The sequence below is a fragment of the Chromatiales bacterium 21-64-14 genome (assembly GCA_002255365.1).
Classification (GTDB): Bacteria; Pseudomonadota; Gammaproteobacteria; order 21-64-14; family 21-64-14; genus 21-64-14.
Map to the genome: position 1 here is coordinate 1 of NCBI01000001.1, position 17,810 is coordinate 17,810.

The window sequence follows — 17,810 nt, forward strand, 5'->3', positions numbered from 1 at the left end:
CAGCAGGTCCCCCACCGGGGCCAGAAACTCCAGCCCGCACGCCAGTCGTGCGTAACCCCTGCGTACCGCCACCAGTCCACTCATCCCTACACCCTCCGCGTTGCCGATTACCGCCCCCTCAGTGGCCTACCCTCTCCAGGTTCGTTCTGAAATTCACCATGTTAGTCGAAGGCCCCGTTAGGAATCTTACAGTACCGGCGCAGTACGGGCGTGGCACACGGCGAGACACGCCATACCCGAGCAACCGCGGACCACTTCCCCCTAGTGCGGCGGGACCTCAGGCGCCATGACGCCAAGACCGCGCCCGCTCGACCGACGCCACCTCGGGGTCTGAGTGTAATATTCCATGTTTGGGGGCCCATCCAACGACCCGCGGGCCGGATGTCGATGGCGCAGATCACCATCGGCGCGCGCACAGGGCGACACCCTTTCCCAGCAAGGGTGGCGGTGGCCTCCACGGGAGACCGGTAAGAACTACGGTCCAGGAGTGGCCTAACTTGTATAAGTGTTTGCCGCGAGGCACATGGGAACTCGAGGGCCGCGTGCCTAAATATAAGCGTCTCAGGGCCGATAGCTTGTAGGTCTAATCATGATATCATCATGCCATCTACGGAATTTCCAAGTCCACCAGGAGCGGACACGGGCGTCGCGCGGCAGGTTGCCGCTCCGGCATGTCGGCTACGCGGTGACTAAGTCAGCTGATTAAAATCAATCCATGTCTCGTTCCAGCGACAAACGTGAACGCCTAGTGGAGGCCGCCCGTACCCTAATCCATCGTCAGGGCTTCCGGCCCACGACCCTGGCGGACATCGCCTCGGAGTCCGGAGTACCCCTGGGCAACGTGTACTATTATTTCAAGACTAAGGATGAACTGGCGGCCGCGGTCATCGAGGAACGGGGCGAGGAGTTCCGTCGGCAGTTTGATGCTTGGGAACAGGAACTCCAGGACCCGCGCCAGCGGATCCACCGGTTCATCGATCTGATCCATAGCTATCGGGACATCTTGACCCGCCACGGTTGCCCCATAGGCAGTCTGTGTCAGGAATTGGACAAAGGCCGGATCGCTTTGTCCGACAAGGCAGATGCGGTACTGCGAGACCAGATCGCATGGATCACCGGGCAGTTCCGCCAGATGGGCGCCCCGGGAGCGGAGGAATTGGGGATCTACTTCGTTTCGACGCTGCAGGGGATGGCCCTGGTGGCCAATGCCCTCGGGGACCACACCGTCGTGGAGCAACAGACCACCCGGCTCCGTAACTGGCTGGATACCCTGTGAGAATACGTTTCTTGAAAACGTGCGAGAAAATTAGTTAAATAACTAACTTATACTTCATTGATCCCAGCAGCGGGCGCAACCCGGAGTCGGGTCCGCCCAACCCTACGGCTACGGAGGCACCCTGCATGAACACATCACCCGAGCTCGACAGCCAGACCACCGCCCTGGCGGCGGAGATGAATCAGGTCAAACAGCAGTTTCTCGCCGGCCTGCCGGATGCGGTGAAACAGACCATGATGCAGGCGGCGCAAAAACTGGCCGCATCGGGGGTCGGGGAGCGGGCCGTGAATACCGGGCGGCCGGCGCCGGATTTTGCGCTGCCCAATCTGCGCGGCGCATCCATCCGCCTATCCCGGCAATGGACCCGCGGGCCGGTGGTACTGAGTTTCTACCGTGGCGGATGGTGCCCGTTCTGCAACCTGGAACTGGCGGCGCTGCAACGGCATCTGCCCGATATCCGCTCCCTAGGCGCAGCCCTGGTCGCCGTATCCCCGGAAACCCCGGACCACTCCCTCTCCACGGCACAGAAGCACGGCCTCGAATTCGAGGTCTTGAGTGACGTGGGGGATCAGGCGGCGCGCGCGTATGGTCTGGTCTTTGTTTTGCCCGAGGCATTGCGCGCCCTGTACCAGGAATGGGGAATCGACCTGCCCGCGTGGAACGGGGACGACTCCTTCGAACTGCCAATCCCGGCCACCTACGTCATCGACACTGGGGGCATGGTGCGGGCGGCCCATGTGAGCATGGACTACACCACCCGGATGGAGCCGACCGCCATCCTCGCGGCGTTGCGCGATATCCGCGCCTGAGCGGTGCGCAACACGCGCTCGCTGTCGTAGCGGTGAATGGCGGGGCACGGTCGCCTGCACCCGGGCGGGTTGCAAGCCACCGGCCATCGCCCGGGGAGACACACAGGCGGCCCGATCGGTGCCGCCACAACGCGCCGGCCGCGGAGCTCGTAGCCCCGCAAAGGGCCATCTTGGGCCCTAACACACATTAATTCTGAGTGGCGAATGGATCGGTGATCCGGCCGCAAAGATAGGCCGAGTCACGCCGCGCACCGCTGCGGACCGGAGCGGTCCTCAGCGCAGGTCATCCAGGATCTTGCGCAAGTCTTTCGCATCCGGCGCCCCCTCCACCAACCGGGGGCCCTGGCGTCGATCCAGCACGACCATCGCAGGGACGCCACTTGAGCCGGTCGACATGAGCAGCCGGTAGTTTTTGTCGAGCGCGGCGATGGTCTTATCGGACGGCAGGGTTTCATCGATACCGCCCCCGGGCGCAGTGCGTCCGAAATTCCGCTCGTTGTACCGCAGCGCCGCCAGCGGATCCTTCGCGGCCAGGATCGCGCCCGCCTTGCCCTGGCTGGTGGAAGTAAGATACCCCACGACAATAAAGCGCACCTGCAAGTCCCGAGGCTTGATCTCCGGTTGCAATGCGTCGAACAGGTTGCGGCAATACGGACAGTTGGGATCCACAAAAACATAGAGGATCCGCTTACCGCTACCCTCGGCGATCCAGTGGGCGGCTGCGAACTTTGCCATCACCCGATCCGCGGACGCTGGCTTCGCCTGGGCGGTCTGCGCATAAACAACCGCCACAGGACTCGCCAACACGGCCACTAGTGCGATCCACCCCAGCCATCGACTGCAATTCTTCATCCGTCCATTCCCCTCGTGATTCGGTCTTTATCCGCCCGATCCGGACGCCGTTCCGCGTCCCGGGACACGCCCACGAAACAACCCCTGCGTCGCGGCGATTGGGATCGTAGCGGCCGCTCGTGTCACCACCGCAGGGTCAGTCGCTACCCTGGGCAAAATCTTACGTTTTGTGGACTGATCCGCCACCATCCCTTAGCGTACCTTAAAACGTACAGAGAGAGACGGTGAACATGCCCGTGGCATTCCAACACCCGCAAGGTCACCACGGAAATTCCGGCCTCTGGTACCACTCTAGGAGCCTGTCGGACTTAGGCGATCGTAGCGAGCAAGGTGGGAGAGTGAGGACCGTTTTTCGATCGTTTGAGGAGAATAGCCGTAGCTATTGGACGAAAAGGATCGGAAAAATGGACCGCTCTCCCACCGGCGCAGTAGATCAGTCCTAAGTCCGACCGACGCCTAGTGCGGTGAAATTCAAAACGGCCACCACCAAGACCCGCTCTTCAATTCATCCTGGCAGGCCTTGATCTGCGCCTGGTAACGGCGCGCGTTGGCCGCCACCCGTCGTGCGACACGCATCAGCCACGGTTTGTTCCGGTAGGTGTGCCGCCGATACCCACCGGGGCCCTCATGGTAGGCGAGGTACTGGTGATAGGCGTCCCACCTGGAGACACCCAAGGTCCGGTGCACCATGTTCACGTACCAGCCGATAAAATCCGTCACATCGCCGAAATCGTCCCGGTCGGCGCCGTAATGGCCGGTGGCGCGCTGGTACCACTTCCATGTCCCGCTCTGGATCTGGGCGTAGCCATAGGCCGAGGACACGCGGCCCCAGGGGATCACCCACAACAATCGGCCGCGCGGCGGCTTGGCGTCATGACGAAAACGGGACTCCTGATAAATGATGGCCAGTTGGATATGGACTGGCACCCCCCAGCGCTTGTAGGCGTGCTCCGCATCCCGATACCAACCGGACTTCTCCTGGAAGATCGCACAGGCATTGCGGGTATTGGTCGGTGGGGTGGCGCATCCGGACATCCCAAGGACCGCCGCTGCAAGCACCAGCGCGGCAATCCCATGCTTGAGTTGTCTGGTTGCCGCCATGCTGCGATAACGGTACTCGATTCGCTCCTGCCATCACCGGCCGGCCGGCACCCGGCACCCGGCACCCGGCACCCGGCACCCGGCACCCGGCATACAGCACCCGGCATACAGCTTAACGGGTTTCGGCACAGAGATGAATTCGCGCACTGCCCTGCCGGACCCGCGGGTGGACTGCTACACTGCTGGCGCGCGCCGTGTCGCCCCCGCTGGGAACCCGATGTCAGCCCTCAACCCCTTTTCCAAGCTGCCCCGGAACACGCGGCGGCTGATCGCTGCCCGTGCGGCACGCAGCGTCGGCCAGGGCGCGCTGGTAGTGGATTTCTCCCTTTATCTTCATGCCTTGCACTGGTCCGCCGCGGTGATCGGCGCGGTGTTGAGCGGCGCGCTGCTGGTGGGAGCGGTGCTCACGCTGGTGACCGGACCCTTGAGTGACCGGATCGGCCGCAGGGCTTTCCTGCTGGCTTATGAAGGAAGCCAGCTGGTAGCCGCGTTGTTGGCGCTGCTCAGCAGCCGCCCGGAGGTATTGGTGCCAGCCGCCCTTCTGGGGGGCTTCGGACGTGGCGCAGGCGGGGGGGCGGGGCCCTTCGCCCCGGTCGAACAGGCGTGGCTGGCCGCACCCCTGGAAGACCGCGATCGGGGCCGAGTCTACAGCCTGAACACCGCGGTGGGCTTTTTTGGAATGGGGATGGGCGCATTGCTCGCGGCCCTACCCGACATGTTGACCCAGGGGCCACCCGGACCGGGCGCCTACCGGCCGCTGTTCGGACTGGTACTGCTGGGGGCGCTCGCCTCGATCCTGGCGTTGCGCGGGGCGGCGGAGTCACCCTCCGCCACCCCGCCCTCAGCGGCGGCGCAACCGGACACGCGGGCCGAGAACGGCCGCCTGCTCCGCCTCGCGGCGATCAACGCCCTGAACGGGACCGGCATCGGATTGGTGGGCCCCCTTATGGCCTATTGGTTCATGCTGCGCTTTGGAAAGGGAGCCGCAGCCATCGCGCCGGTGATGGCCTTCGCGTTCGTGATAACCGCCCTCGCGTCTTTGTTCGGCGGATGGCTCAGCACTCGCCTGGGCGTCGTGCGTACGGTAGTCTGGATGCGCATGGTCGGACTCGGGCTACTGGTCCTCATGCCATTGGCACCGACCTTTGCCTGGGCCGCCACCTTCTACGTGTTGCGGGGCGCCTTCAATCTGGGTACCGCCGGTGCCCGTCAGGCCTTGAACATGGGGCTGGTGCACCCCAACCGGCGCGGACTCGCCGCCAGCCTGAGCAGCGTGTCCATACAGGTCCCCCGGGCCATAGGTCCGGCGGTGGCCGGGGTCCTGTTCCAGGCCGGCTGGCTGGCCTTGCCGTTCCTGCTGGCGGCCTCGTTCCAGGGTGCCTACGTGTTCTTTTACCGGCGCGTGTTCCATCGCTACGACCCGGCGGTCCAAGCCAGAGTGCCCCTGACCTGAGTCCCGCGCCACACCGCTGGCGTGGCCGTCTGGTATTTTCCACCGACCACCTGCCGTAACCGCCGCCGCGCTTGCCGGGATTGGGGGGGTACGTCCCAGAGGTCGGCAGAGCACCGCAGCCCCAGCACGGCGAACACCAGTAAGAAATGCGGGCCGGACCGTCCGCCATGCTAGAATGCACCCAAAGGCTCCGGAGCGCCCACCGCGTACCGGTGGAACTGATAATGGTCCGGGCCGGCGGAGCGCGGCTCGGCGGGGAGAAGCAAACATGCACTTCGGCTTCAAAGAGCTGCTGTTGATCCTGCTGATCACCTTGGTACTGTTCGGCGGAAAACGCGTCAAGAACCTCGGGTCCGACCTCGGAAACGCCATCCGCGGATTCCGCAAGGCGATGAAAGACGGTGAGGGTGAGCACGCCGAACCCGGCAGTCTGGGCCCGGGGCAAGTCAACGCAGCGGAGACCCAGAAGACCGGCAAGCACCAAGCCTGAATATCCGCCATCTCGACCCGCCGATCGTACACCAGGTGACCCGACCGACCGCCGCACCAGCGTACCCCGGGTGCGGGGTTCATCGGCTCAGCCCGGTCCTGCGCCCCGGTTCTCGCCCCAATCACAGGAACACCCCGCGGTTAATCAAGTAGTGTGCCCAGCGACATCAAATGGCGGCGCACACGGCCTCTCCCATCCCCATCCGGCGTGGTGATATAATCGTTCCTGAACACTCCGGGTGCGTTTCCCGCGCCGGTACGGCACCGTACACGCTGGACCGAACGCGGGCTAAGTGGCCGCTGCCCGGATCGAGGAGAACCCCCATGGAATTCGGCTTCAAAGAACTGCTGGTCATCCTGCTGATCACACTGGTCCTGTTCGGCGGCAAACGCGTCAAGACCATCGGCTCCGATCTCGGAAACGCCATCCGCGGATTCCGCAAGGCAATGAAAGAGGGCGAGGAGGAACCCGGTCAAACTCAGACTCAGACCGCCCAACCCAAGACCTTGAACCACGGCCAAGTCGTAGAGTCCACGGCCGAGAAGACGGATCGGAATCAGGTCTGAATCCGCCGGTGCGGTAACGCACCGGCACCGCTTCAGGTCCGTTTCCATCGCTCCAGGCGTGGCACCCGCCACGCCCAGTACTCGGCCACAAACCAAGGCATTCCCTGCTTACGTACCACCTTGCGAACGGTCTGCTGCATCTCGCTTACCGTCAGGCCGGGTTTCATGAACTGGCCGTCCTGATAACAGTACCCACAGTACTTGGCGCTCTTGCGGCCATCCGCCTCGGTCCCTCCGCCGGACTTGTCCTTGACGAGAGGCATACCACAACTCTGACATCTTCCAGATCTTCCCTCCATGCCTGCATTCCACCTCGTACCCATGTTGTCGTCAGCTTCGGTATCGGCCGGCGCGCTGCGCAACAGCGATCAGCGCGGCGATATCCGACTCCCCCGGGGCGCGGCCCCGACACCCCGACACATGTTACCGTGCGGGCACCACAAGCTCCAACTACCTGCACTACACCGGCCGATAGACCCACGAACGGTAACCCAACCGCGAATCAACGCCGCGGCTCAAGCGCCGCGTCGACCAGACGCAACCCGGGCGCATGACGACCCGAACCTCATGCACCGCGACACGGGCCAGCGCGACCTAAATCCGGTTTGTGAAGCGCGACGGCCAGAAACGCGCCCCAGGGGAGCCCCCGGGGGATCACCCGCTCGAGCCAGCGGGCGAAAGGCGACGCGCCGGGCACGAATACCCCCGATGCCCAAACGAGTCGCGGCGCGGGATCCAGTCGCGCAGCCCACTCCCGGACGTGCGCCAAGTCGTCCCAGCGCGCACCGCGGTAACCACCCCGGCCTCGTTTGCGGTGATGAAGCAGGCTCCACCGGTTGAGCAGACCCAGGAACATCCCGCACCGGACCACCCGCCACATCTCTGCCAATGCCACTGCCGGTTCGGAGACGAAGCACAGGCTGGTCACGGCGGTACAGTAGTCGACGCTCCGGTCCGCGAACGGAAGCCGTTGCGCGTCGCCGAGTACACACGGAATCTGCCGGTCCCTCTGCCGCGCGAACCGGAGTGCGGCGTGATCAGCGTCCACGGCTACCACCGATCGGCCCGCGGCGGCGAGCCGGCGGCTGAAATATCCAGTTCCGGAACCTACGTCCAGGACCGAGGCACCCGGGCTGGCGTTCAGGAGTTCCAACATCAGCCGCGATTCGGTCGCGCCGATCCAGGAACCGCGCTCGGTGTGATACCAGGCATCATAGATATCCGGTCGCATCCTCTCCGCCCCAACCCTACGCCGGCCGCCGGCTCCAAGCTCAGGGCCCGCCGGTCAACACGGTAGGCCCGATACGCGCGGGCACCTCCGGCGATCAAGCGCCGCCGTGTAACCGCCGCGGCCAAGGATACGGGCGGCCCGAACAGAACGTTTGTCGGAACGGCACACGATACCCAGTGCCGTTCCGCGCAAGGCCTCCAGATCCAGGTGCCGGGGCGGGAATTCCGCCACGGGGATGCGGATAATACCCTGCAGTGGCCCGCGGGGCCGTGGTATTCGTCCCCATCGCGCACGTCCAACAGCGCCACACCCTCCTGACGCAAGCGTCACTGCAACCCCACAACATCGGCCATCGGAACGCCGCGCAGGCGGGAGACTACTCGCGGCACGAACATCGCCGCAGCCAACAGCTCCAGCAAGCCCTTGCGTATCGAGCCCGCGTCCCCCACTGCCGCCGCGCGGCCGGCATAGCCGAGGTAGGCGTACGCCAACACTCCCAGGATCATTGGAAGACCAGGAACTCTGCGCGAAACTGGCCACTGGGATACGACCAATGCCAAGAGCGTAGTTGAACAAATTGAAAGGGGACAGCGGCACCAAGGGCCAGGAGCAGCAAACTACGGGCGATCGTCCGTGCGTTCACCTGGCGGCTCCCAGCTGCGGCGGTTGATGGCGTAGGCGGTGATGCGCCCGACAAAGGGCATCGCCAGCATGCCGCGCAACCCCGTGCATTGTCTTACATCCGGAAAGGTCGTGATCCCGATCGTCATGGCCGTGTGGCCAAGCCGCGGCTGATCCCGGTAGGTGCCGAACAACCGGTCCCACCACGGCAGGTTGAAACCGAAATTGCTGTTGGTCTCATCCTCGGCCACGGAATGATGCACGCGATGCATGTCCGGGGTGACCACCAGCCAGCGCAGCACGCGGTCGAGCCGTGCCGGCATGCGCACGTTGCTGTGGTTGAACATGGAAGTGGCGTTCAGCAGGACCTCGAACAACACCACTCCCACCACCGGAGGGCCCAGAGCCACGATTACCGCGAACTTGATCAGCATGGACAGCACGATCTCCACCGGATGGAAACGCGCGCCGGTGGTCACGTCGATGTCCGGATCCGCGTGGTGTACCCGATGCAAACGCCACAGGGCCGGGATCGCGTGGAATATGACGTGTTGGAGATAGATCGCGAGATCCAGCACCACCACCGCCAGCGCCACCGCCACGATGTAAGGCAGCTGCAGGTAATCGAACACGCCCCAGCCCCGGGCCTGCGCGAAGACCGCCACCCCCACGGCAGCGGCCGGAAACAGGACGCGCAGCAACACGCTGTTGAGCACCACCAGGACCAGGTTGCTGGTCCAACGCCGCGCCTTGGAGGCGGTCAGCGTGCGCCGCGGCGCCGCCAGCTCCCAGGCCGCCATGGCCACGAACACGCCGAGAAACGCCCCCAACCGGATGCCGGTGGCGTGGGCCAGTACGAAGGACTCGAACGGCATGGCGTGAACCTCCTCAGTGCCCCCGGTTGCGCGCCGCCACCGGGGGCCGTATGATCTGTTCTATCAACTATTCTTAAGAATACTTGAATAGTAAACACCGTGGGGGCCTGACATGTCAATCACTGCGCCGCCGGCACCATTCAAACGCGAGCTATTCGCCCAGTTCGCCCGGATCGGAAAGGCCCTGAGTAACGGCAACCGACTTGAATTATTGGAGTTTTTGGCCCAGGGTGAACGGGATGTGGAAGCCCTCGCACGAGCCGCGGGCCTGCCGGTGGCCAACACCTCCCATCACCTGCAACAGCTGCGGCGGGCGGGTCTGGTGGCCACCCGCCGGGCCGGTCAGCGCGTCTACTACCGGCTCGCCGGTGATGACGTGGTGGGCCTAACCCACGCCCTGCGCGTAGTGGGCGAGGCTCACCTCGCGGAAATCGACCGCCTGGTGGCCACCTTCCTTACTTCGAAGGACGCACTGGAGCCGGTGCCGGCGCAAGACCTCCTGCGACGTGCCCGCACGGGACTGGTGACCGTCCTGGATGTACGGCCCCGTGAGGAGTTCGAGGCGGGACATCTGCCTGGGGCCATCAACGTGCCCCTGGCGGAACTGGAAGAGCGCCTCGGCCAGCTGCCCCGGGATCAGGACGTGGTGGCCTATTGCCGTGGACCCTACTGCGTGTTGGCCTACGATGCCGTCCAGCTATTGCGCAAGGCGGGGTTCCGGGCGCGCCGCCTGAAGGATGGCTACCCGGAATGGAAGAGCGCCGGGCTGCCGACCGAATCGAGCTGACCCGGATTGTACACCGCCGCTCGTGAGGCGGGGATTGACGCGACGGGGCGCGTGGATCGTCGAGCGCAAGCGGGTACCCCGTTACGGTGGATGGAAGAGCTACGCCTGACCCGGTCGTTGGCACCGGCGGCAACAGCCACAGGCCGACAAATGCTGGCCCGCGACTCGCCATCGCCGGACATGGTCCCCAAAATCGAGATCATCATGTACGCCGATGTCGCGGCTGATGGAGTCTGCTGGGCGAACGCGCCACGCCCCAGCCAAGTGGCCCCACAAGCCTAATTGACCAGCTTGACCGCCGGTATATAATAACAGCTGTTCACATGTTCATGTTTTATAGGTCGACAGATCCCTGGCCCGGCGGCGTCATGGTCACCAGCCGAACAAACAAGTCTCTGCGGCCTCCGGGCCGGTCCGAGCTCTCGCCCGAACAGGCCGAAGAGCTGGCGGACATGTTCCATCTCCTGGGAGACGTGAACCGTCTGCGGCTGATCCACGCCTGCATGGACGAGGCGGTCTGCGTGCAGGATCTGGCCCAGCGCTTCGGTCTTTCGGCCTCGCTCGTGAGTCATCATCTGCGGCTATTGAGGGCCGCGCGGCTGATGCGCGCGGAACGGCGCGGGAAGCAGGTGTTCTACGCCGCGGCCGACGAACACGTGCGCTGCGTCCTGCGTGACATGACCACCCACGTCGCGGAACCCGGCCGCGGCGGCGACTGACATCAGGAATCCCATAGGATGACCGCGACCCATTCACATCACCACCACGACCACGGCGGCGCGCACGCCCAGCCCTCGGAAAACCGCCGGCGCCTGCTCCTGGCGATGAGCCTGACCGCCGGCTTCATGGTGGTGGAGGCCGCGGGGGGGCTGATCGCCCATTCACTCGCGCTGCTCGCCGACGCGGGCCACATGTTCGCCGACGCCGGCTCCCTGCTGCTCGCCTGGCTGGCGGTGGGCGCCGCCCAGCGTCCCGCGGACGATCACCGCTCCTACGGGTACGAGCGTTTCCAGGTGCTAGCCGCGTTCGTAAACGGGGTGACACTGCTGGCACTCAGTCTGTGGATCGTGGTGGAAGCCATCCAGCGCATGCTCGCGCCGCCGCAGGTGGCCGGCGGCCTGATGCTGGTCATCGCGACCTTCGGGCTGCTGGTGAACGCAGGCATGTTCTGGCTCCTGCATCACGGTGACCGCGAGGACCTGAACCTGCGCGCGGCGGTACTGCACGTGGTGGGCGATCTGCTCGGCTCCGGCGCCGCCATCGCGGCGGCACTGGTAATCCTCACCACCGGCTGGATGCCGATCGATCCCCTGCTTTCGATCCTGGTCGCGCTGCTCATCCTGCGCAGCGCCTGGCGCCTGACCCGCGAATCGACCCATATCCTCCTGGAAGGCACACCGGACCATATCCGCCCGGCCGACCTCAGCGCCGCGGTAGTGGAAACGATTCCCGGAGTCCAGGACGTGCACCACGTCCATGCATGGTCATTGACCGGCCGCGGAGCCATGGTGACGCTGCATGTACGTCTGGATCGCGACGCCGACGCGGAATCCACGCTGCGCGCCATTCATCGGACCCTGGCGCAACGGTTCGGCGTGCACCCCCGGCCCACCCCGGGGCCTGACCGATCTTCGACCACCGGTCCATCCCCGACATACTTTAAGGATCGGGGCATCAGGGTCTCCACGGCGACCACCTCTCCGCGGGCAAGCACACCGGGCAGCGGTCCCGCAGTTCTGTATTGCTGGCTAATAGATAGTCTGCTATCTTTAATCGCCAATTGACGTATTGCCGGCCAGCCGCCAACCCGTTAACGTGATCCGTCCGCGCTGCCGACGGCGCGACGGACGTGGGTATTCCGGTCCGCCACCGAAGGAACCCCAGACGGTGAACATCCCTGCAGCGCTACCGGATCCCGGCCCCGGCCTGCGACGCGATACGGTCGCGTGGCCCAAGGCACCGGCGCGGATGAGGGCGCGTTCCGTCGTCGCGGCCGTGACGTGCGCCCTGCTGGCCACGGCCTGCACCATCGGCCCACGGTACGTCGCGCCCGCGGCACCATCGGTCGACCGTTATACGGCCGGACCCGCACCCCAGCATACCGTGACGAGCGCCGGCGCAAGCCAGCGGTTCGACTACGGCGCAAGACTCAATGCCCAGTGGTGGACCCTGTTCCGCTCGCCGGCCCTGGACGCGCTGCTGCGCGCGAGCCTGCAACACAACCCGACCCTGGACGCGGCACAGGCTACGCTGCGCCAGGCGCAGGCCACCCTGGAAGCCGACGCTGGCCTGTTCTACCCCCAGGTCACCGGCCAACTGGGCACGCAACGCGAGCGGTTCTCCGGCGCCACCTTCGGCGGGTCCGTGCCACCGCGACTGTTCACGCTCTATACCGGCAGCCTCAACGTCACCTACTATCCAGACTTTTTCGGTGCCAACCGCCTGGTGTATCGCCAACAGAAGGCGCAGGTGGACTATCAGCAGTTTCAACTGCAGGCGGCCTACCTGACGCTAGAGGCCAACGTGGTATCCCAAGGGATCACCGCGGCGGAGCTCACCGAGGAGATCCGCACCACCCGCGCGATCATCGCCGCTGAGGCGCAACTGCTCACCCTCACCGAGAACCGCTACCGGCTCGGCGCCGCGCCCTATCTGGATGTACTGAACCAGCGCAACCAACTGGCCACCAGCCGCGCCGCACTTCCGCCTCTCGAACAGCGGCTGGCACAGACACGCCATCAGTTGGCCATCCTCGCCGGGGAATACCCCGCCCAATGGAAGGAGCCGGATTGGACCGATGGCGAAATCCGCCTACCCCGGGACCTGCCGGTAAGCTTGCCCTCAACCCTGGTACAGCAACGTCCGGACATCCGTGCCGCGGAGGCGCAGATGCGCGCCGCAAATGCGCAGGTAGGCATCGACAGCGCCAAGATGTATCCGATCCTCGCCTTGACCGGAAGTTTCGGGCAACAGAGCGGACTGCCCCAGGCCTTTTTCAACTCAGGAGGCAACGTATGGAGCCTCGCTGCGGGTTTAACCCAGCCCTTGTTCCAAGGTGGAACCCTGCGCGCCCAGCGCCGTGCGGCCCAGGCGGCATATGAGGCAACGGCTGCCGAATACCGCAAGACGGTACTCGGGGCCTTTGCCCAGGTGGCGGACGCGCTGCGCGCGGTACAACACGACGCAGAAGCCTTGCATGCGCAGCAGCAGGCACTCCAAACGGCGCGGGAGGCCCTGGATCTTGCCAAGGCCCAATATACGGACGGCGCCATCGACTACCTGACGCTGCTCACCACCCAGGTCAGCTACCACAACGCCAGTATTCTGGTCCTCCAGACCCAGGCCCACCGCCTGCGGGACACAGCCGCGTTGTTTGCGGCGGTCGGTGGCGGCTGGTGGTCGGAGCAACCCACGCCACCGGGCAGCGCACCCGCCGCTGCGGCCCGCACGGTGACGGAACCGACGGCAAAGACGACCATCGCGCCGGCATCCGCGGCCAACCGGAGGACCCCATGAAGAAACGTCTGGCGCTCACGCTGCTCGTCCTTGCCGTGGTCTTCGGCGGCATTTTCGGGTGGAAGGCCTTCGTGGGCCACATGATGCGCGAGATGCTCGCGCACCGCGCCATGCCGCCGGCATCGGTATCTGCGGCTACCGTGCGGCAGGTCCAGTGGGCGCCGGAATTGGGTTCAGTAGGAACCCTGACGGCGGTCCAGGGCGTGGAGGTCTCCAGCCCGCTGGCCGGCAAGATCACCGGGATGCTGTTCAAGTCCGGACAACCAGCGCGCAAAGGCCAGCTCCTGGTACAAATCGACAACAGCAGCCAGCGCGCACAGTTGGAACACGACGAGGCCGCGGAACGCCTGGCACGCATCAACATGGACCGCGCCAAGCGGCTGCTCCGCAGCAAAGCGGCCAGCCAATCCGACGTGGACACTGCGGGCGCCAATTACGATGGCGCGGTGGCGCAAGTAAAGAACGACCGCGCAACCCTGGCCAAACTTGCAGTCCGCGCCCCCTTTGACGGGGTGCTGGGCATCCGCCACGTGGATCTCGGGCAGTACGTCACCGCCGGGCAGGCCCTGGTGGGCCTGCAGTCCTGGAACCCGTTGTACGTCGATTTCAGCCTGCCCCAGCAGTATCTGGGCGACCTCAAGAGCGGCGAGACCGTGGAACTGCGGGTAGACGCATACCCCGGCACGGTATTCCGGGGCACGGTGCGCGCGCTCGACTCCCGGGTAGACCCGGCAACCCGCAACTTCCGCACCCGCGCCGAGGTGGACAACGCGGATCACCGGCTGCGCCCCGGCATGTTCGGTACCGTCAAGGTCATCCGGTCAGCGGCGCGAAAGGTCCTGGTGGTGCCGGTCACTGCCATCGCCTACAACACCTTCGGAGACTATGTGTTTGTGATCCACCAGGAGAGCAAGCAGGGGAAGGCCGAGCTCACCGTGCAGCAGCAGCTGGTCCAGGTCGGCTCCCAGCGCGATGGCATGGTGGAAATTACCCGTGGACTCAAGGTCGGAGTTCGGGTGGTCAGCGCGGGCCAGCTCAAGCTCCACAACGGATCGGTCGTGGTGATCGGCGGCCAACCCAAGGGCGGCGCGGAGAGGGATCATGGGGTTCACTGATCTTTTCATCCGGCGGCCGGTACTCGCCACCGCCCTCAACCTGGTCATTCTGCTGTTGGGCCTGCGTGCGTACTTGGGCATGACGGTGCGCGAATACCCGAAGATGACCAACACCGTGATCTCCGTGACCACCTCTTATCCGGGGGCCAGCCCCAGCACCGTACAGGGCTTTATCACCACGATCCTGGAAAAGGCCATCGCCAGCGCCCCGGACATCGACTACATGACCTCGACCAGTTCTCAGGGGGTCTCCGCGGTCCAGGTGTACATGAAGCTGAACTCGGACCCCAATGCGGCATTGACCCAGGTTATCGCGAAGGTCAACCAGGTCCGTAACCAGCTGCCCCCGGAGAGTGAATCCCCGGTGGTAAACGAGACCGAGGGAGACGCCACCGCACTCATGTACCTGGCGTTCTACAGCACCAGCATGAGTTCGCAGCAGATCGCCGATTACCTGAATCGGGTGATACAGCCCAAGATCCAGAGTGTCGCGGGAGTGGGACAGGCGCAGATCCTGCCGGCGGGTTCCGGCAACGGCAATACCTTCGCGCTGCGCGCGTGGCTCAATCCGGAGAAGATGGCGGCCCTCGGGATCACGCCGTCTCAGGTGGCAACCGCGCTCGCGTCCAACGATTTCGTCTCCGCCGTCGGGCGCACCAAGGGCAAAAACGTAGCGATAACCATCCGCGCAACCACCGGTCTGCACTCGGTGGCAGAGTTCCGGCACCTGGTGATAGCCGACATCAACGGCACCCAGATTCACCTCGGCGACGTCGCGCGGGTCGAACTGGGCGCGGAGGACTACGACCAATCGGTATACTTCAAGGGCGAACCCGCCACGTTCATCGGGGTCACACCCACGCCGACCGCGAATGCGTTATCAGTGGCCGACGGCGTACACAAGGTGTTCGGGGAAATCCAGAAGGACTTCCCCCCGGGCCTCCACGCCGGCATACCCTACGACGGCAGCGTATTCATCCGTGCGTCGATCCATGAGGTAATCGCCACCATTGCCATGACGCTCGGCGTCGTGGTGCTGGTGATCTTCCTATTCCTGGGCTCGTTCCGATCCCTGCTGATACCGGCGGTCGCCATTCCGCTGTCCATCGTGGGCACCGGACTCCTCATGCTCGCCCTGCATTTCACCCTCAACCTGATGACCCTGCTGGCCATCGTGCTGGCCATCGGGCTAGTGGTGGACGACGCCATCATCGTTGTTGAGAACATCCACCGCCACATCGAAGAGGGAAAATCGCCACTGGATGCCGCCATACAAAGCGCCCGCGAGCTCACCCTGCCCATCGTGGTGATGTCCACCACCCTGGTGGCGGTGTTCGCGCCGATCGGCTTCATGGGCGGACTCACCGGCAGCCTGTTCAGCGAATTTGCGTTCACGCTAGCGTCCAGTGTGCTGATCTCCATGGTGGTCGCCCTCACCCTCTCACCGGTGATGGGCTCGCGGGTCCTGCGTCACACCCCACCGCAGGGTCTCGCGCACTTTTTGGACCAGGTCTTCGACCGGCTGCGCGCGCGCTACAACCGATCCCTGCACGGGGTGCTGAACTACCGGCCCGTGGTGGTAGTGTTCTCCGCGGTGATTCTGGTCAGCATCGTGTTCCTGTTCACCAGCACCCGCCAGGAGCTGGCCCCTACCGAGGACCAGGGGATTCTGTTCGTGCAAGGCAAGGGGCCGCCCACCGCGACCCTGCATTATCTCGAACGCTACTCGAAACAGATCCTCAAGATCTTCGGTACATTTCCCGAGGAACACATGACGTTCCTGGTAAACGGGATCGCGCCCGGGGGCGGCGCGGGGAACAACAGCTCGTTCGGCGGCATGCTGCTCAAGCCCTGGGGAGATCGCAGCCGCTCACAGATGGAGATCCAGCCGCTGCTGCAAGCCAAGCTCACTCACATCACCGGGCTGCAGACCGTGGCCTTTGGACGCCCGGCGGTTCCCGGCTCGGCCGGTGGCCTGCCGATCCAGTTCGTGGTCAAAGCCAGCGCCGACTACCAGCAAATCAACCAGGTGTCGGACCACCTGATCGAGGCTGCCATGCACAGCGGGCTGTTCATGTTTTTGGATAAGGACCTCAAATACGACAGCCCGGAATTGGTGTTGTCCATCAACCGGAATATGGCGGCGACCCTCGGCATCACCATGAGCGCCATCGCCCAAGACCTGCAGCCCCTGCTCGGAGGCAATTACATCAACCGCTTCAGTATGGCGGGGCAGAGCTATAAGGTCATTCCGCAGGTACCGGACCGGTTCCGGGCAAACCCGGAACTGCTCAAACAGTATTACATCCGCACCGGCTCCGGGACACTGGTGCCGCTGTCCACCGTGGCGTCAGTGCACACCGTGGTGCAACCCGACTATCTGCCCCAATTCCAGCAGCTCAATTCGGCCACTGTCCAGGGAGTGATGGCACCGGGTATCACCATGGGCCAAGCGCTGACCTACCTCAAGGACACCGCGGCGAAGCTGTTCCCCCCCGGGTTCGAGGTGGATTACGCCAGCCAGTCGCGCCAGTACACCCAGCAAGGCGGCGGTGCATTGGTCAGCTTCGCGCTGGCGATCATACTGGTCTATCTGCTGCTCGCCGCGCAGTTCGAGAGCTTCCGCGATCCGCTGATCGTGATGACCACGGTGCCTATGTCCATCTGCGGCGCCCTGATCTTCCTGAGCCTGGGGCTGGCTACCCTCAACATTTACACCGAGGTGGGACTAATCACCCTGATCGGCCTGATCACCAAACAGGGTATTCTGATCGTGCAGTTCGCGCGGGATCTCCAACGCCACGAGGGCCTCAGCAAGCGCGACGCGGTGGAACGCGCCTCGAGCGTGCGTCTGCGCCCGATCCTCATGACTACGGGCGCCATGGTCGTGGGCGTGATGCCCCTGCTACTGGCCACCGGCCCGGGGGCCGTGAGCCGCCACGACATGGGTCTGGTAATCGCCACCGGCTTATCTATCGGCGCATTGTTTTCGCTCTACGTAGTGCCGACGTTCTATGTTTATCTGGCGCGCGATCACGCCAAGGAGTCGCTGAGCGCGGGCTAGTGTAGTGTTGCACGCTTGGCGCTTTCAGCCGCTATCGGAGCGCGTCAATTCGCG

Annotated in this window: 17 protein-coding genes; 11 read left to right on the top strand and 6 right to left on the bottom strand. The window is 64.6% G+C overall.

From position 1 onward, the window contains the following. Positions 1-715: 715 nt before the first annotated feature. Both B7Z66_00005 and B7Z66_00010 read left to right on the top strand, forming a co-directional pair. On the top strand, positions 716-1,276 hold the full coding sequence (locus B7Z66_00005; protein OYV78007.1) for a hypothetical protein: 561 nt from the start codon (positions 716-718) through the stop codon (positions 1,274-1,276). Between the two features lie 125 nt (positions 1,277-1,401). Next, the gene (locus tag B7Z66_00010) at positions 1,402-2,085 is read left to right on the top strand and encodes an alkyl hydroperoxide reductase (GenBank protein OYV78008.1); all 684 of its coding nucleotides are present in this window, start codon (positions 1,402-1,404) and stop codon (positions 2,083-2,085) included. A gap of 273 nt (positions 2,086-2,358) precedes the next feature. Here B7Z66_00010 and B7Z66_00015 read toward each other — a convergent pair whose 3' ends face one another. Further along, positions 2,359-2,937, bottom strand: coding sequence for a hypothetical protein (locus B7Z66_00015; GenBank protein ID OYV78009.1), 579 nt, complete (start codon positions 2,935-2,937; stop codon positions 2,359-2,361). A 471-nt stretch (positions 2,938-3,408) separates the two neighbouring features. Further along, positions 3,409-4,038 (bottom strand): hypothetical protein, encoded by a 630-nt coding sequence (locus B7Z66_00020; GenBank protein ID OYV78010.1) that lies wholly within the window; start codon positions 4,036-4,038, stop codon positions 3,409-3,411. Between the two features lie 217 nt (positions 4,039-4,255). Here B7Z66_00020 and B7Z66_00025 point away from each other — a divergent pair, with 217 nt between their 5' ends. From B7Z66_00025 to B7Z66_00035, 3 genes are all read left to right on the top strand, one after another. Then, positions 4,256-5,491 (top strand): MFS transporter, encoded by a 1,236-nt coding sequence (locus tag B7Z66_00025; protein OYV78356.1) that lies wholly within the window; start codon positions 4,256-4,258, stop codon positions 5,489-5,491. 268 nt (positions 5,492-5,759) lie between these two features. Continuing rightward, positions 5,760-5,981 (top strand): hypothetical protein, encoded by a 222-nt coding sequence (locus B7Z66_00030; GenBank protein OYV78011.1) that lies wholly within the window; start codon positions 5,760-5,762, stop codon positions 5,979-5,981. Between the two features lie 323 nt (positions 5,982-6,304). Then, a complete protein-coding gene (locus B7Z66_00035) occupies positions 6,305-6,547 on the top strand; it encodes a hypothetical protein (GenBank protein OYV78012.1) in 243 nt (80 codons plus the stop codon). A 32-nt stretch (positions 6,548-6,579) separates the two neighbouring features. On the opposite strand, the gene B7Z66_00040 is transcribed toward B7Z66_00035, so the two are convergent. From B7Z66_00040 to B7Z66_00055, 4 genes are all read right to left on the bottom strand, one after another. Next, a complete protein-coding gene (locus B7Z66_00040) occupies positions 6,580-6,810 on the bottom strand; it encodes a hypothetical protein (protein OYV78013.1) in 231 nt (76 codons plus the stop codon). Between the two features lie 302 nt (positions 6,811-7,112). Then, the gene (locus tag B7Z66_00045) at positions 7,113-7,778 is read right to left on the bottom strand and encodes a hypothetical protein (protein ID OYV78014.1); all 666 of its coding nucleotides are present in this window, start codon (positions 7,776-7,778) and stop codon (positions 7,113-7,115) included. A gap of 326 nt (positions 7,779-8,104) precedes the next feature. Further along, a complete protein-coding gene (locus B7Z66_00050) occupies positions 8,105-8,284 on the bottom strand; it encodes a hypothetical protein (GenBank protein ID OYV78015.1) in 180 nt (59 codons plus the stop codon). A gap of 111 nt (positions 8,285-8,395) precedes the next feature. Beyond that, positions 8,396-9,274 (bottom strand): fatty acid hydroxylase, encoded by an 879-nt coding sequence (locus B7Z66_00055; protein OYV78016.1) that lies wholly within the window; start codon positions 9,272-9,274, stop codon positions 8,396-8,398. A 112-nt stretch (positions 9,275-9,386) separates the two neighbouring features. Between B7Z66_00055 and B7Z66_00060 the strand changes: the two genes are divergently transcribed. The 6 genes from B7Z66_00060 to B7Z66_00085 all read left to right on the top strand — a co-directional run bounded on the left by B7Z66_00060 (position 9,387) and on the right by B7Z66_00085 (position 17,756). After that, positions 9,387-10,061, top strand: coding sequence for an ArsR family transcriptional regulator (locus B7Z66_00060; GenBank protein ID OYV78017.1), 675 nt, complete (start codon positions 9,387-9,389; stop codon positions 10,059-10,061). A 368-nt stretch (positions 10,062-10,429) separates the two neighbouring features. After that, on the top strand, positions 10,430-10,780 hold the full coding sequence (locus tag B7Z66_00065) for a transcriptional regulator (GenBank protein OYV78018.1): 351 nt from the start codon (positions 10,430-10,432) through the stop codon (positions 10,778-10,780). Positions 10,781-10,798: 18 nt separating this feature from the next. Beyond that, a complete protein-coding gene (locus B7Z66_00070) occupies positions 10,799-11,845 on the top strand; it encodes a hypothetical protein (protein OYV78019.1) in 1,047 nt (348 codons plus the stop codon). Positions 11,846-12,029: 184 nt separating this feature from the next. Next, positions 12,030-13,577 carry a hypothetical protein gene (locus tag B7Z66_00075; protein ID OYV78357.1) on the top strand — a complete coding sequence of 516 codons (1,548 nt, stop codon included), beginning with the start codon at positions 12,030-12,032 and terminating at the stop codon, positions 13,575-13,577. Further along, a complete protein-coding gene (locus tag B7Z66_00080) occupies positions 13,574-14,692 on the top strand; it encodes a hypothetical protein (protein ID OYV78020.1) in 1,119 nt (372 codons plus the stop codon). The genes B7Z66_00075 and B7Z66_00080 overlap by 4 nt, the downstream gene beginning before the upstream one ends. Then, positions 14,679-17,756 (top strand): multidrug efflux protein, encoded by a 3,078-nt coding sequence (locus B7Z66_00085; GenBank protein ID OYV78021.1) that lies wholly within the window; start codon positions 14,679-14,681, stop codon positions 17,754-17,756. The genes B7Z66_00080 and B7Z66_00085 overlap by 14 nt, the downstream gene beginning before the upstream one ends. The last annotated feature ends 54 nt before the right edge of the window (positions 17,757-17,810 follow it).

What these genes read in the sequence shown, in the direction of transcription:
- B7Z66_00005 (OYV78007.1), top strand. Translation starts at nt 716, where the DNA reads ATGTCTCGTTCCAGCGACAAACGTGAACGCCTAGTGGAGGCCGCCCGT.
- B7Z66_00010 (OYV78008.1), top strand. Translation starts at nt 1,402, where the DNA reads ATGAACACATCACCCGAGCTCGACAGCCAGACCACCGCCCTGGCGGCG.
- B7Z66_00015 (OYV78009.1), bottom strand. Translation starts at nt 2,937, where the DNA reads ATGAAGAATTGCAGTCGATGGCTGGGGTGGATCGCACTAGTGGCCGTG.
- B7Z66_00020 (OYV78010.1), bottom strand. Translation starts at nt 4,038, where the DNA reads ATGGCGGCAACCAGACAACTCAAGCATGGGATTGCCGCGCTGGTGCTT.
- B7Z66_00025 (OYV78356.1), top strand. Translation starts at nt 4,256, where the DNA reads ATGTCAGCCCTCAACCCCTTTTCCAAGCTGCCCCGGAACACGCGGCGG.
- B7Z66_00030 (OYV78011.1), top strand. Translation starts at nt 5,760, where the DNA reads ATGCACTTCGGCTTCAAAGAGCTGCTGTTGATCCTGCTGATCACCTTG.
- B7Z66_00035 (OYV78012.1), top strand. Translation starts at nt 6,305, where the DNA reads ATGGAATTCGGCTTCAAAGAACTGCTGGTCATCCTGCTGATCACACTG.
- B7Z66_00040 (OYV78013.1), bottom strand. Translation starts at nt 6,810, where the DNA reads ATGCCTCTCGTCAAGGACAAGTCCGGCGGAGGGACCGAGGCGGATGGC.
- B7Z66_00045 (OYV78014.1), bottom strand. Translation starts at nt 7,778, where the DNA reads ATGCGACCGGATATCTATGATGCCTGGTATCACACCGAGCGCGGTTCC.
- B7Z66_00050 (OYV78015.1), bottom strand. Translation starts at nt 8,284, where the DNA reads ATGATCCTGGGAGTGTTGGCGTACGCCTACCTCGGCTATGCCGGCCGC.
- B7Z66_00055 (OYV78016.1), bottom strand. Translation starts at nt 9,274, where the DNA reads ATGCCGTTCGAGTCCTTCGTACTGGCCCACGCCACCGGCATCCGGTTG.
- B7Z66_00060 (OYV78017.1), top strand. Translation starts at nt 9,387, where the DNA reads ATGTCAATCACTGCGCCGCCGGCACCATTCAAACGCGAGCTATTCGCC.
- B7Z66_00065 (OYV78018.1), top strand. Translation starts at nt 10,430, where the DNA reads ATGGTCACCAGCCGAACAAACAAGTCTCTGCGGCCTCCGGGCCGGTCC.
- B7Z66_00070 (OYV78019.1), top strand. Translation starts at nt 10,799, where the DNA reads ATGACCGCGACCCATTCACATCACCACCACGACCACGGCGGCGCGCAC.
- B7Z66_00075 (OYV78357.1), top strand. Translation starts at nt 12,030, where the DNA reads ATGAGGGCGCGTTCCGTCGTCGCGGCCGTGACGTGCGCCCTGCTGGCC.
- B7Z66_00080 (OYV78020.1), top strand. Translation starts at nt 13,574, where the DNA reads ATGAAGAAACGTCTGGCGCTCACGCTGCTCGTCCTTGCCGTGGTCTTC.
- B7Z66_00085 (OYV78021.1), top strand. Translation starts at nt 14,679, where the DNA reads ATGGGGTTCACTGATCTTTTCATCCGGCGGCCGGTACTCGCCACCGCC.